The organism is Marinomonas fungiae (assembly GCF_001418205.1).
GTDB classification, from domain to species: domain Bacteria; phylum Pseudomonadota; class Gammaproteobacteria; order Pseudomonadales; family Marinomonadaceae; genus Marinomonas; species Marinomonas fungiae.
In genome coordinates this window covers 242332-255635 of record NZ_LIQF01000002.1, presented here as the reverse complement: position 1 = coordinate 255635, position 13304 = coordinate 242332, and the positions used below count along the sequence as shown (strand labels likewise).

The following is a 13304-nucleotide window of genomic DNA, read 5'->3' as shown; positions in this document are numbered from 1 at the left end:
TAGACTTTTATAATTACGAGCCGCTTGAGCCAAAACCTGGTAAAGATGAAAGCTGGCTCATTAAATAGGATGATGTTTGATACATCTGCGCTACAACGGAGTCTAATGCTGCATATCGCTTTCTTAAGGTTTCTTCATATCCAGAAATATATTGATCCAAATCCTCTCGTCTTTGAGTGATAGACTCTAGCTGAGATTTAAGCACCTCCTCCTGAGAGTCAAAAAGACCTTTAGACTGAGTGTAATACTCTAAAGAAGACTCCATTCTTGTCGCTATACCACTATCCCCTGAGAATAGTGAAGATATCTTATCAAAAGAGCCATCTAATGCGGCGTTTAAGCGATCTTCACCAGTTGGGCCACCGTAGGCATTAGTACTGGAAATTTCCATTTTCCCATCTTCATCAATAGAAATACCTAAAGCAAACAAGGTATTCAATGTAGGATCTGCTGTCCCCACTGAACCAATGATGTCACTCGCCATTTGATCTCTCAGGCCGCGAATCATACTATTGCCATTTAGAGCGCCGCCGCCACTAAAGGTTTCACCGTCATCAGACAAAGTGCCGGATTTCGTTTCATCTTCGATGGCTGACATTAGCTTGTTATAATTTTCGATAAAATCATCGATATAACCTCGGACTGTTTCTTTATCTGTAGAAACATCCAAGGTAGCAGCCGTGCCATTAGTAACACTCTTCAAGTCCAAAGAGACATTTTGAATAACATTTTCCATGGTGTTCGAGTCGGAGTACGCATCCACACCATCAATTTTGATATGGGCTTGCTGAGCGCTAACAGTCGACATCGCTGCTCCGCCACCAGATGCGACCGTGGACACGGTATCTAATTCAGCATTGTTATTGGTGATGCTCAACTCTTTTGTTGCAGGGTCACCAGTAATCGAAGAGGTAATCACCAGTTTCGATCCTACTGCAGGATCTCCTGTATTAATAATGTTGGCAGATACACCAAAATTATCTGATTTCGAGTTAATCGCTTCACGTAGTTGCGATAAGGTCATACCAGCAGTGACCTCAACATCAAAGCTATTACCGTCCGCTCCAAACGTTAAAATACCATCAGTAGTTGAAACGACAGAATCTGAACCAGCAAATGAACCGTCAACTGAGGTTGCACGAGTACCTGAAGCTAGCGCTTCCACGGTAATATTATAGCTCCCAGCACTGGCTGCACCGGATGTGGTTACATCAAAAGGAGTGAGATCGTCTGGATGCGAAACCGTCGCAGCACGCTGCATCAACTTATCCGCTGACTTTAGAATGTCTAGAGAGCCTTGAAACTCCCCTAAAGCTGATCGAATTTTACTCAATGCCGATAGCGATACATCTACAGTTCTTTTCTGACTATCTAACTGGCTTGCTTTCGGGGTGCGCTCAGCCGAAACTAGCTGAGTAACAAGATCCTCTAGAGCCAATCCTGAAGCAACTCCTAATGTTCCGCCTATAGACATTTTCAGCCCCCTTCTAGCAAACGCTTTTGATCATTTTAAACACGGCTGTCTACAAGCAAGCCTGTAGCCATACCTATTTCACTTTGTAAATCTTGAATTCTGGCGGCTAAACGACGTACTTCTTCGGAAGGAATCTCCCGAATAACATCCTCGCTTTCCGAATCTAAAACTGTAATTACGGGTTTACCACTTGAATCATCGACCGAAAAGCGCAATTGCCTATTCTTTGATTCAACCATGGCATTGATATCTTCCACAGCTTTCTGCAACACAACCGAGCTGTCTTCTAATGAATTGACATTTTCTTGTTCAGCCGTCTGAGTAACTTCAGATGTTGATTCTGAATTCTTCGCTTGACCAACATCTATACTTTGCGTCGAAGCAAGCGTACTGCCCTCAAAACCCACCGTCATCATTCTGCTGTCGATACTGTTCAAAGACATATCCTCTTCCTCCAAAAAGATAAAGCTAACAGAGCTAAACCACTCTTGAGTTTAGCTCATATTAGCTTGGGATATCCCTTAGCCTAGCAAAGATAGCGCTGTTTGTGGACGCTGATTTGCCTGACTCAAGATAGAAGTACTTGCTTGCTGAAGAATCTGGTTACGAGTCAATTCAGCAGTTTCTGTTGCGAAGTCAGTATCCTTGATACGTGAACGAGCAGCAGTTACGTTTTCACTAATATTACTTAGGTTACGGATAGTAGAGCTAAAACGGTTTTGAATCGCACCTAGGTCAGCACGCTTACCATCTACTGCTTTAAGCGCCGAGTCAACCAAAGCAAGGGCAGTAGAAGCCCCACCTGCACTTGATACAGATAAAGCAGCAATACCAAGGCCTGTAGCACCAAAGCCATTAGCTCGAGAAATGTTAACGCTAATTGTCTGGCCAGCGTTTGCACCCACTAGGAATTTAGCAGAGTAACCACCACTTAGCAGGTTAACACCACCAAATTGGGTAGTTTGTGCAATACGGCTCATCTCTATTTTAAGAGCTGATACTTCTTTTTGTAGAGCAGTACGGTCAGCACTAGAGTTGATACCGTTCTGAGACTGTACCGCCAATTGACGAATACGGTGCAGTGCAGTAGTAGATTCTTCCAATGCACCTTCGGCTACCTGAGCAACAGAAATACCGTCGTTCGCATTACGAATACCCTGATTCAAGCCTTGAATCTGAGATGTCATACGGTTACTGATTTGCAAGCCTGCTGCGTCATCTTTCGCACTGTTAATACGAAAACCTGAAGACAAGCGCTCAAACGAAGTGCCCAAGGCATTTCCTGAACCCAATAGCTGACGCTGTGCATTCAACGATGAAACGTTTGTATTTACATATAAAGCCATAACGACCTCCTAAATGGGCACATTAATGCCCAGCCTTAATAACCACCTAGGTGGGAGATATGGAACCCCACCTCTAGAGTTCCAGACCTTTTACATCTTACCTAATCAGCTTATCGGGCTTATGGAGGCAAACTTTAGCCTTTTTTTTTGTTTTTTTTTCATGCTTTGGCAAAAACTTGCCAAAGCCTTTCGACACACGCAAAAAAAGCTATACAGATCAACACATTAATTATATGGCACAGAAAATGCTTTACATTATGAGCTGGGACTACCTCCCCCAGCAAAACCTGTAAAAAGGGCAAAAAAAAGCCAAGCATTAAGCTTGGCTAATATAGTTAGAATGAGAAACTCTAATTATTCCCGTTGGTGGTTGGATGCCAAATCTTACCTCGACCTCCTAATCCACCCCAACGGGTTATTTTTAACCTCCCAACAAAGATAACGCTGCTTGTGGACGTTGGTTAGCCTGCGCAAGAATTGTGTTACTTGCCTGTTGTAGAATCTGGTTACGAGTCAATTCAGCAGTTTCTGTCGCGAAATCAGTATCTTTGATACGTGAGCGAGCAGCTGTTACGTTCTCACTGATATTACTCAAGTTACGAATAGTTGAACTAAAACGGTTTTGGATCGCACCCAAATCAGCACGTTTGTTATCTACCGCAGTGATTGCAGAGTCAACCAAAGCTAGCGCAGCTGAAGCGCCACCTTGACTAGATACAGACAAAGCTGCAATGCCTAGACCTAAAGCACCATAGCCGTTAGCTCGAGAAATGTTTACGCTAATTGTCTGCCCAGCATTTGCCCCCACTAGGAATTTAGCAGAGTACGAACCACTTAGAAGGTTAACACCACCAAACTGAGTTGTTTGTGCAATACGGCTCATTTCAACTTTAAGCGCCGAAACTTCTTTTTGCAGAGCCAAACGATCTGCACTAGAGTTGATACCGTTTTGAGACTGAACCGCTAGCTGACGAATACGGTGTAGAGCATTTGTACTCTCTTGTAGTGCACCTTCTGCCACCTGTGCAACAGAGATACCGTCATTTGCATTTCGAACAGCTTGATTCAGACCTTGAATCTGAGATGTCATACGGTTACTGATCTGAAGACCTGCCGCGTCATCTTTCGCACTATTGATACGAAAACCTGAAGACAAACGCTCAAACGAAGTAGTTAAGGCATTGCCCGAACCCATTAGTTGGCGCTGAGCATTCAAAGAAGAAACGTTTGTATTTACATATAGAGCCATGATTTTATCTCCACTCAATTCTAACTTATTCGGCGATACATATTGTTTGTATCTCTTATGATTTAGTTATCGTCACCCTCTGTTTTTACTTTAGGAATTTCTTCAATTTTTTTTCGTAACACGTAAGATCTAGCAATACGAAGCTAAAGGCAGCTAGAGATGCGAGAAATCAAGCGACAAACTGTATGGCAAAAGTCAGAACACAATGCATTCACAGACCTAATCCGATTCCAAGATGCTTGGTGGTGTACTTTTAGAGAAGCAAGCACCCATACCTCAGAAAATGGCATCATCAGAATCCTAAAATCAATTGATGGTACAATCTGGCTAGACATGGGCACTATCAGAATACAAGAGGCTGATTTACGTGACCCTAAGTTGAGTATCTCGCCGACCAATACACTTGTATTACTTGCAACAGCCCTTTACACAAAAGCTCCGTTAAAATACTACCAAACCTTCGCTTGGAGCCAATACAGCAACCATAACTGGTCCAATCCCACGGCGGTAGCCGAACCCAACCACTGGCTATGGCGCATTACCTGGCAGAACGGCAAGGCCTACGGCATTGCTTATGGAACCCCTCCTAAAGAAGGATTGTACTGGTACGAGTTTTCTTCATTGACACATTACAAAAGTTATCAAATTGAGAAGTTCGATGACGAGTATGCAAACGAGCACGATCTAGCGTTTGATGAACAAGGTAATGTTTATTGCTTACTTAGAAGAGACATCACGCCAGCAGAGCTTTCGACAGGATTACTTGGCAAATCTAAGCCTCCCTATAAACAATGGGAGTGGTTCGATTTGGGCTTTAGAATCGGAGGACCAGCATTGGCATGGGCACCTAACAAGAAGACATTGTTAGCTGGCTACCGCCGTCATCAAGACCCTAACCAATGGCTACCGCAATGGACTGAAATCGCAGAGCTATCTTTGGATGGAAAGGTTCTGAAGTCAATTGACTTAGAGTCCGGCGGTGATTGTAGTTACCCCGGACTGGCTTTGGAAGGGACCACTTTAAAAGCGGTCTATTATTCTAGCCATGAAGGCCAGACCAAGATCTACAGCTCAGATATCGAGCTTAATCATCCATCTAGGAAATGATTATTCTGAGACAGCTACTTGATGCTCTTGGCGCATTTGCTCAGACAGTAGCTTATCTTCTTCGCTGATTTGATCCCATGCTGATTTGACTGTCAGCATCAGCTGAATAACTTCATCTAACTTTTCTACTTTCATGGTAACGCTTGCCTCGGCAATTAAACCAATCATATAGTCATAAAGTGATTCTAAGTTATCACATAACTCTGGATTAAACTCTCGATCTAAAGAGCCTCGCAGAGCATTAATGATCGCAGATGCCTTTGATAGGGCCTCAGCTTTACCTTCAATGTCACGACGCTCGATAAAGCCTTTACCCTGTGCAGTTTTTTCTAATACACCCTGCATCAGAAGCTGAATCACTCGGTGAGGAGTCGCTTCCGCTAGGTCCGCACTGATCGAGTCACGCTTATACGCTTGAATGCCTTTTTTTGCATACATAAAAACCACCTACTAAAAAATAAAGCTCTCAGAGGTTATCGGCCGCCTTAGAGAAAGTTTAGAACAAATTACGATTAAATATATAAGTGGCGGCCAAACGTTAGGCCAAAGTCCGATGGCAATACGATGTTAACGATCCAGATATCACTATTTTGGTTGATCGCCAAATCAATGGGAGCAATAAAACTTTTAGAAGAAAGACTGTATACCTGACGAACCAAGGCAGGCTGCAACTGACTATTCAGAGTCAAAACAAACCCTAACCGTCCATTATTCAGTTGAACACAAGAGCCAACCGGAACCGAACCTAAACTTTTCTTAAATAAGGAGAATAATTTCTGATCAAATGCCAACCCAGATTCCCTAAACATTTTTTCCAGCGCATCAACAGGGGTCAGCGGCGCTTTATAAGGTTGCTCAGAAGTCAAGGAATCATAGGCGTCCACAATGGCCCCAATTGAGCCGTAGACACTAATCTCATCCTCAGTTTTACCTTGTGGATAACCTGCTCCATCGGGTCGCTCATGATGCTCCCAAAGCATTTGATAAATCACTTTAGGCACATTCTCAGCACTAGCGAGAATCGTTTCACCAAAGTTCAAATGCCGACGGGTTAACTGGAACTCGGCTTCGGTTAACTTTCCCGACTTTTTCGTCATGGCTTCAGGCAGCTTGAATCGCCCTAAATCGAACAACAGCGCCCCCATTGATATGACCTGCACATAACGAGGCTCTAATTGCAAAGCCTTAGCCAAATGACAAGCAAGTATGGCGCATGCTACACAGTGTTGCGCAACATATTGATCACTGTTCTGGATATGCCTCACAGCCAATAAGGCATAGGGATTACGATCATAGGAATCACTTAACTTCTGACAAAAGCCAGCGACCTTAGTGAGATTGAATGCTTTACCCTTCAGTGCGTCACCAACCTCCTCCCTAATTAGCTGCACACCCTGATTCATAAGCAACAAAGCCGTTTCTACTTCTTTTGCAAAAGGTACACCTTCAATTTTTGGGGTGTCTATCAACTTCGGCGATGTAACTGCTTGTGCAGACTCTTGCCGCTCCATGTCTGAAGGCGATTCGCTACGGGCGTCAAGCTTGCCTTCTTTATAGCTCAGGACATAATCTCGAGTATTGTCATTCAGAATCTGTCGGAAATATTGATACAGGCTTTTGCCTTTAACAAAAAACTCTCGCGGAAACTTTGCTAACTCTTCCGTATTTTTAAGATGCTTAATACTGACAATTGACTTCCCTAACGCCAATGAAAAACAGATCAAAAGAAACTTGTCCTCTGCTTCATAACGACGCTCGTTATCAGTTTGCCCAAAACTAAGCTCTTGAAAAGAGCTGTCATAAGAAAGGAATTTACTATCTAAAAAAGGTTTCAATTCGTAGAGAGCAACCTGACGGATAGCAATACTCACAATGCGATGTTTACGGCCATGCTTTTTAACCAAACTGGCCACTCGATCACTTTTAAGCACGATATCTTTAAGACTGAGCACATCTAGTAGCTCAAAAATATTGAAATAGGCAAAGTCGACATTGACTCCATACAAGGCCAAAACATCGAACTTTGCCATGTGCTTCCCTTAATGCTAAAGCGAATTGAATAAGGATAAGGAGCTCAAACGCTGGAACAATAATTGCGAAGCCTCCAGCGCACTCTCACTCAACTTCAGCTCCGTTGTCGCTTTATAGACATTCAAACCACCAATATTTTCTTGGGCTTCTTTATTGAAGATTTCTTTAGAAGCACCATAGTCCGTTCGATTATCAATGGTATTTAAACGAGCCCCAACAGAGGACGAAGCTGTCGACATATTAGCTTGGGTATTCTTAATACTGGTAAAAGCATCCAGTATCGCCTCTTCGCGCTGTCCTGATGATAAGCTGGGATTACGAAGTGCATCAATCGCCGATTGCACCTGATTAAGCACATTATCACGTGTCGGCACATCAAAGCTAAAATCAACCGTGCTGCCAGCAGCCCCAGTCAAAGTAAACTCCATACCATTAAAGGTAAATGGCTCCCCCGGCTGATAGTTACCCGTTGCAATCACTCCTGAGCTGTCTGAAATCTCGAATTGGCCTGCTCCTGGAGACTCGGTCACTAACTGAAAGTTATTCAACGCTGGGTTTACCGCACTGTAGTTTTTTTTCAGAAATGCATCATAAGCATCTTGGTCAGCCACCCTTGAGCTCAAGGTAGCTGAACCAGCACTCGTCACCGCAGTGAAGTTATTTCGCGTCCAAGTGTCTTCAAAGATCTTTTTGCCCGAATCATTCGTAGCAATGGTAATATTATCGCCAATCTGAGCATTACGCTGAGCCTCGTCACCGTCGTACTGGTAGCGGCCATCTACGTTTTTGATAAAGGCAGGGGAACCTGCATTCGTACCCGCAAAAATATACTTACCATTTGAATCTTGCGAGTTCATCAAATCGGCCATGGAGTGCAGAAAATTCTCAATTTCTTCTGCCATGGTATCGTAATCGTCTTGAGAGTATGCCCCGTTTTGACTTTGTATCATTAACACATTGATCGAATTTAACGTAGTGTTCATACTTTCCAAGGCAACCGACTCATACTTCAAAGAGTTGGTGGCGAGCGTCATATTATCTTTGTACTGCTTCATAAGCTTACTGTCAGCTTCGTAACGAAGCAGCTGACCAGCGCCATTTGGGTCGTCACTCGGGCGAACAATCTCTGTATTTTGAGCGATCTTCTCCTGAACTTTTAGATAACGTTCATTCGCCTTAGCCATTGACAATGCAGATTGATTGTAAATTAAATTAGAAGTTACTCGCATGATTCACCTACCTCAACGCACCGATCAGCGTCGCGAATGTATTTTGTGCCGCAGACAATACTTGGGCGGATGCAGTATAGGATTGCTGATAACGCAACAGGTTAACCGCCTCCTCATCCAAGCTCACAGCAGATACCTGATCCCGAGCAGCTACTGACTGATTCATCACGACTTCACTAGCACTCGAGTTTGTCTTTAGCGACGCAGTAACACTACCGATTTCCGTCACCAACGATGTAAATGCTTCCGAATAAGATCGCGAACCACCTACTGTTGCCTGATTCTGCAGGTCTGCCAACTTCAGACCATTATAGTTGTCCGATTCGCCTGTCGCATTAAACCCTATACTGAATGCATCACCAGGCTGAGGCGCTCCATCCAAACTGATGTCGTAACCAGCAAACTCCGCAATTCCCAACTCAGCAAAAATGTCAGTGTAATCCGTAAGCGTAACGGGGCCTATGGCCGTATTAGGCGTTGTCTGTGCATCGTAATAAACCGTCACATCCCCATTAATATCAAACTCTAATCGAGTGGGTGCATTTGGCTTTAGACCTTCACTTTGTGTAAAACTTGAGCGAGTCGGATCCAAGCTTGTGATTGATGATATGGAAATGTTTGCATCAGACAGATTAGCAGAATCCCCTGATACAGATAGCGGCGAGGCCATTGCAAAATCATCACCTGACCGAGCACTTATACGCAATGACGATGCAGCATCTTTAGTCGGCGCAAACTGAAAGCGATCACCAGCACTGTAGTCCGCTAGTGCCCCGACTTGAATATCTACACCAAACCCCGGAACCGTAAAGTAATCCCCAGCACTGGAAGCAGAAATATCCACTACATCGGATTCATTGGTAATACGACCATCCAAATCATAAGTAATCAACTGAAAAGAAGAAGCAGATGTCATGACAACCTCATAGGTATCGGTCAACACCTCACTCGATGCGCCAGGCGTGACACGAACACCAATATCAGCATTCTCATTACCATTGTTAGGATTCGAAACTGTTTTAATAGGAGTGGTAGAGAAAAGATTAATGCCATAATCAAGATTGACATCTAAACCCAGTTTGTTCTGCTCATTCATGGTGTCAGCCAACACTAATGCCTGCTGCCCTAACATACGCTCAGCCGTGGTCACAAACTCGTTACGAAAAGCAATCAAACCGCCCATAGAGCCACCAAGCTCATCAGTCGGAATATTCACCTCATAGCGCCCAAAGCTTAATTCAATCCCCACCAACCCATCCGGATTTTTAGGATTACTGGTCAATGCCAATTCGTTGTTATTACCTTGCAAAACCAAAGGCTGACCTGAAGCCAAGTTTACCGTCATCAATTTATGATCGTCGTACTTAACTTTAACATCGAGATATGCTGATAACTCTTTTACCAGCTGCTCTTGCTGATCTCGTAGCTCATTAGCAGGGCTTTTGGATGTTGATTCCAACTTAAAGATTTGCTCATTCAAAGAAGCAATTTGGTCCGTGATGTTATTGATTTCCTCAACATTATTGCTGATTTCATCGCTCGCCAATTCACGTTGATTGGTCACATAATCAGCCAACTCGTTATACTGCGACGCAAGCTCTTGAAAAGTAGAGTAAGCATGAGCGCGGGCAGCACTATCAGTTGGATCACTGTTTACGTTCTGTAGAGAGCTAAAAGCCGTATCCAAATAACTGCTCAGGGATACACTTTTATCCCCCATTACAGCATCAAATGACGTCATCATTGAGTGGTAACTGTCGTAAAAATTATATTTAGACGTATCGCTCCACACTTGCTGGTTGACGTACTGATTGATGATACGGCTGGTATCCTGAACTAGCACACCACCGCCAGCACGGCTTACTGTCGCAGTATTTTGTCGACTGTAGCCTTCTGTATCAACGTTTGCTGTATTTTGACCAGTCGTCGTAATACGCGCCGTACTCGACTGCAAACCCGACAAACCAATGGAATAAAGACTAGCCATGCGATCAACCTCTCAGATACCAAAACGCGAATGCGTATACCTTTATATCGTCAGTTGATGCAATTACTTTACCAAAAAGAAGTTTTTCTCAATATGATTGCATGAGATGTATTAAATTTATTTCAAGGCGTTGTTATAGAAGGGTTTTAAACCATTTACTAGAAAGGATATTAGAGATCTTATCGGCATAATTTGGATCCGTTGCATACCCCCCCTTCTGCAGATAAGCGGCAAACATTGCCGCATCATCACCAGCCTGCAAGGCATTTTGATACCGTTCACTGGTTTGTAAGAAGTTAGCATAGTCGTCAAAGCTTTGCTCAAACGAGTCATAAGCACGAAACGCAGCACGCTCTTTTTGCGCAACCCCATCACGAAACTCTAAAGTATTAACCAAAGCACGATCGCCAGACCAACGCTGGTCCGCTTTAATCCCAAACAAATTATAGCTCGGCGAGCCATCATGCTTGGCCATAGGATGTTTTCCCCACCCAGTCTCTAGAGCCGCTTGCGCTAGAATGGCTCGTGGATCCACCCCTAGTTTTTCGCCAGCTTTCTGGGCATGGGGCCACAACCTTTCAACAAAGCTATCTGGTGTCTCAAAGACCACATCCTTAGCGGATATATTCGAATTTTCAGCCATCCGTTTTGTGCTTTCCGCAAGATCTTGAGCAGCTCTTTGCGCTACTCCTCTTACTTGCTCCAAATCTAGCGCTGAAAGACGACTTAAAAACGCCTGCTCTGAACCATCACTTTTCTCCTCACCAGAGTTCACTGCAGCCCCCATCCCTTTGCCTTGTAATTGGCGTGTTAAGGACTCAGCAAGACCAATCCCCCCAGCGTTGGCTAATGATTGAGCCATCTGGGTATCCATCATCTCGGTATATTGTTTGGTCTGTGTACTATCAAACAAGCCGCCGCCAATGTTCTCATTGGCTTGGCGCATATTCTTGAACATCATATTAATAAAAATGGCTTCAAATTCTTGGGCCACTTTTTTAAGCGCTGCATCAGGATCTTTTTGGGCTTGGCGTTTCAAATCCGCTAAAGAATTAAAATCCGCAAAAAAGGCATTATTATCAATCCGACTCATAATTCCCCCACTTAGATCACTACCAGATCAGCATTTAAAGCGCCTGCTTGCTTTAAGCCTTCTAAAATTGCCATGACATCACCTGGCGCAGCGCCAACCTGATTCACAGCACGCACGATATCGTTTAATGAAGCACCTTGCGTAAAGACAAACATATGACCACTTTCCTCATCCGTCTCTATCTCTTGACGAGGCGCTAACTCTTGTCCTGCCCCCGGTAGGATATCAGGCTGACCGATTTCAGGATTCGATTTAATCGTTACCGTCAGACTACCGTGAGTAACCGCTGCCGGAGATACCGTGACATCCTGACCAATAATGATAGTGCCTGTCCGAGAATTGACCACAATTTTAGCGCGCTCACGACCAAGCTCCACCTCTAGATTTTCGAGAATGGATAAAAAAGTAACTCGTTGAGAAGGGTCTCGAGGTGCCGTTACCCGTATAGACGTTGCATCAAGTGACTGCGCCACCCCAGGTCCCAACAAGCCATTAATCTTATCAGCGACCTGCTTTGCCGTGGTGAAGTCTGGGCGATTCAAGTTAAAGGTTAACGTATCGCCACGATTGAAACTGCTGGGAACCGCTTTCTCTACACTCGCGCCATTTGGAATGCGTGCCACCGTGGGAATAGCAATAGCTTGTCTAGAGCCATCAGCCCCACCAGCGCCCAAACCACCTACCACCAAATTACCTTGGGCAATCGCATAAACTTGACCATCAGCACCTTTTAGAGCCGAAAGAAGTAAGGTGCCACCACGCAGTGAACTGGCATTACCTAAAGAGGAGACCGTCACATCGATATTTTGACCCGGTTTTGAAAAAGGAGGCAGCGTTGCCGTCAGCGATACCGCCGCTACGTTATCGGCATCCGTTGAGGCACCATCCGGCAAGTTAATGCCAAACTGGTTCAACATACTGATAAAGCTTTGATTGGTGAAATCCGTATCATCACCGGTGCCGTTAAGACCAATCACTAAACCATAACCGAACAGTTGGTTATCACGCACGCCTTCCACGCTAGCAATATCTTTTAGGCGCTCAGCCGAAGCCAGACTGCTAAAAAAGATGAATAAGAGCGCTATGCAAAAGGTTTTCATGGTCGAGACTCTCTAAAAATTAAAACGGCCACCAGCTGGTATTCAGTGCTCGAGTCAGCCAACCTTGCTCACTACCCGAAGCGAGTTCCCCAGTACCGGAGTAAGCAATACGAGCATCGGCCAATCGAGTGGATTCAACGGTATTGTCTGAGCTTATATCCTCTGCCCGAACAAGACCAGATAAACGAATGTATTCCTGACCTCGATTCAAGGTAATCCACTTTTCACCACGAACGGCCAAAAGTCCGTTTGGGTACACTTCGTATACTGTCACTGTAATGCTGCCGCTTAAGCTGTTACTTTGGTTAGCGTTGGCATTGCCTGTAAAGTTACTATTCATCCCCGGCAGATCCGTATCCAAACCAATAGGAATGCCTAATAAAGTAGGATTCTGAATGGTTGCCGCTGAGGACTTCGAGACCGATGCCGCATTGGTTTTAGTTGAGGTCGTATTTTCTGCTAGGGTGATCGTCAGTATATCCCCAACTTGGCGAGCTTTCTTATCACCGAAAAACACATCTCCCATGCCTGCTTGATAGATACTGCCATCACTGCTTTGTGTATATTGCACCGCTGGCTGAATCACAGGAGCATAATAGGGATCATCCGAGACAGGCGCTGGCTCAACCGCCGCACATCCCACCAAAACCAAAGGAAACAATGCTAATAAGTAACGCATAAACACTAC

At 44.4% G+C, this 13304-nt stretch carries 12 protein-coding genes; 1 reads left to right on the top strand and 11 read right to left on the bottom strand.

What is annotated here, in order from left to right; genetic code table 11:
- Window positions 1-13 precede the first annotated feature (13 nt).
- The 4 genes from fliD to ASC49_RS03625 form a co-directional block, all read right to left on the bottom strand.
- The gene (fliD, locus tag ASC49_RS03640) at window positions 14-1474 is read right to left on the bottom strand and encodes a flagellar filament capping protein FliD (protein ID WP_055461858.1); all 1461 of its coding nucleotides are present in this window, start codon (window positions 1472-1474) and stop codon (window positions 14-16) included.
- Window positions 1475-1509: 35 nt separating this feature from the next.
- Entirely contained in the window at window positions 1510-1917 is a 408-nt protein-coding gene (locus tag ASC49_RS03635; protein WP_055461857.1) for a flagellar protein FlaG, read from the bottom strand.
- Between the two features lie 78 nt (window positions 1918-1995).
- Complete coding sequence (locus ASC49_RS03630; RefSeq protein WP_055461856.1) at window positions 1996-2820, bottom strand: flagellin domain-containing protein; 825 nt, start codon at window positions 2818-2820, stop codon at window positions 1996-1998.
- Between the two features lie 421 nt (window positions 2821-3241).
- Entirely contained in the window at window positions 3242-4069 is an 828-nt protein-coding gene (locus ASC49_RS03625; protein WP_055461855.1) for a flagellin domain-containing protein, read from the bottom strand.
- A 159-nt stretch (window positions 4070-4228) separates the two neighbouring features.
- On the opposite strand from ASC49_RS03625, the gene ASC49_RS03620 reads away from it, so the two are divergent.
- Entirely contained in the window at window positions 4229-5176 is a 948-nt protein-coding gene (locus ASC49_RS03620) for a hypothetical protein (RefSeq protein ID WP_055461854.1), read from the top strand.
- On the opposite strand, the gene fliS is transcribed toward ASC49_RS03620, so the two are convergent.
- The 7 genes from fliS to flgH form a co-directional block, all read right to left on the bottom strand.
- Window positions 5177-5614 carry a flagellar export chaperone FliS gene (fliS, locus tag ASC49_RS03615; protein WP_055461853.1) on the bottom strand — a complete coding sequence of 146 codons (438 nt, stop codon included), beginning with the start codon at window positions 5612-5614 and terminating at the stop codon, window positions 5177-5179.
- Window positions 5615-5688: 74 nt separating this feature from the next.
- Entirely contained in the window at window positions 5689-7206 is a 1518-nt protein-coding gene (locus tag ASC49_RS03610; RefSeq protein WP_055461852.1) for an HD-GYP domain-containing protein, read from the bottom strand.
- A 15-nt stretch (window positions 7207-7221) separates the two neighbouring features.
- Window positions 7222-8436, bottom strand: coding sequence for a flagellar hook-associated protein FlgL (gene flgL, locus ASC49_RS03605; RefSeq protein WP_055461851.1), 1215 nt, complete (start codon window positions 8434-8436; stop codon window positions 7222-7224).
- A gap of 7 nt (window positions 8437-8443) precedes the next feature.
- Window positions 8444-10423 carry a flagellar hook-associated protein FlgK gene (gene flgK / locus ASC49_RS03600; protein WP_055461850.1) on the bottom strand — a complete coding sequence of 660 codons (1980 nt, stop codon included), beginning with the start codon at window positions 10421-10423 and terminating at the stop codon, window positions 8444-8446.
- Between the two features lie 133 nt (window positions 10424-10556).
- Window positions 10557-11516, bottom strand: a complete 960-nt coding sequence (flgJ, locus tag ASC49_RS03595) for a flagellar assembly peptidoglycan hydrolase FlgJ (RefSeq protein WP_055461849.1) — start codon at window positions 11514-11516, stop codon at window positions 10557-10559.
- 11 nt (window positions 11517-11527) lie between these two features.
- On the bottom strand, window positions 11528-12616 hold the full coding sequence (locus ASC49_RS03590; protein ID WP_055461848.1) for a flagellar basal body P-ring protein FlgI: 1089 nt from the start codon (window positions 12614-12616) through the stop codon (window positions 11528-11530).
- 19 nt (window positions 12617-12635) lie between these two features.
- Window positions 12636-13295 carry a flagellar basal body L-ring protein FlgH gene (gene flgH / locus ASC49_RS03585; protein WP_055461847.1) on the bottom strand — a complete coding sequence of 220 codons (660 nt, stop codon included), beginning with the start codon at window positions 13293-13295 and terminating at the stop codon, window positions 12636-12638.
- Window positions 13296-13304 lie beyond the last annotated feature (9 nt).